The organism is Microcoleus sp. AT3-A2 (genome assembly GCF_036705685.1).
Lineage (GTDB): Bacteria > Cyanobacteriota > Cyanobacteriia > Cyanobacteriales > Microcoleaceae > Microcoleus.
This window is the reverse complement of record NZ_JAUBVF010000162.1, coordinates 1-1,348: the sequence shown is the minus strand read 5'-3', so window position 1 is coordinate 1,348 and position 1,348 is coordinate 1. Positions and strand designations below refer to the sequence as shown.

Annotated in this window: 1 protein-coding gene; it reads left to right on the top strand. The window is 43.0% G+C overall.

The features are described from left to right. The first annotated feature begins 128 nt into the window (after positions 1–128). Positions 129–1,277 (top strand): hypothetical protein, encoded by a 1,149-nt coding sequence (locus QUB37_RS29670; protein ID WP_333168819.1) that lies wholly within the window; start codon positions 129–131, stop codon positions 1,275–1,277. Positions 1,278–1,348: the final 71 nt, after the last annotated feature.

Sequence of the window (1,348 nt, the reverse complement as noted above, 5' to 3'; positions counted from 1 at the left end):
CTAATTATAAAATGGAACCGAAAAATAAAAAATAAAGGTAACTTAGTTAATGCAGTTTAGATGTCGAACAGCTTACTCTCTATCAATTAGGTTGGCGTTTAGGCGGTAAATGTGCAAGCGGTCGTAATATGACACCGCACCAGTCCTATGAACCAGACTACCGTATTCAGGAACACGGATTACACATCTTCTTCGGGTTTTATGCCAACACATTTCGAGTGATGAAGGAGTGCTATGATGCCCTGGAAAATGAAAAGGGAATATTTCAAGGGATAGAAAATGCTTTTCAACCGCATAGTTTTATTGTCTTTGAAGACGAAGATAAACAGGGTCGTTGGGTTCCTTGGAATATAGATTTTCCTTACTCTAAGGATGTATTTCCCTGGCCCGATAAAGATATGGAAGTTGGCTCACCTTGGGACTATATTCTCAAGATGCTTGAGCTCATGCTACACAAACATAGCGATTCTCCTCATTTGGACTCGCTCTCTTCTACTAGCAGAATCGAACTTGACCCCGATCGAGAACCCATTGCCTTAGAATTGCTGCCGCAAGTTGCTAAACGGCTAGAGGTAACCAAAGAAAATCTGCTCTCAAGCTCGCATAAAGAGGTACTTGCTTATACTCATCAGTTTGCTAACTCTCTTCCTAAAGATGTTCAGCATCACTCGTCCGAAGACCACAACGTTCTGACCTGGTTGTTAGAGCTTTTGACAAAGCTTGCACGCCTGAACTTAGAAGATGCGATCGCCAAGCTAGAAGAGAAGTTTGAACAGCCACTAATCGACGCTCATCGCCTCCTAATTACCCTCAACCTTGGGTATGCAATTGCTCGCGGGGTGCTGGTTAATCAAATCTTTAATTGGCAATCCTTCAACGACCTGGATCAGCACGACTTTAGAACATGGGTTGGTCACAATGGTGCTTGGTCTGAAACTGCTAACTCAGTCTTGGTACAGGTAATGTACGATTTACTGTTAGCCTTTCCTGGTGGCATCGCCACTAAGGAAAACGGTCAATTGGGAGCAGCAGCAACAATACGTTGGATCTGGCGCATGATTTTCACATACAAAGGTGCAATCATGTGGAAAATGAATGCTGGTATGGGAGATACAATTTTTACCCCATTATACATAGAATTAAAGAAGGGTGGAGTCAAGTTTGAATTCTTCCACCGCGTCACGAACCTTAGCCTTAACCCAGAGCAAAATGCTATTGTTAAGGTAGAGATGGGTCAACAAGTAACTCTCAAAAATCCCGAACTAGGTTACAACTGAGATCTTGCACCATTCTCAATTAGCCATACTGCCAACCACTAACAGTGATGTCAAAACCCTGCTGACGAGCT

Excerpts from the sequence above, each read along its gene's own strand:
- QUB37_RS29670 (WP_333168819.1), top strand. The coding sequence starts at position 129 with ATGACACCGCACCAGTCCTATGAACCAGACTACCGTATTCAGGAACAC.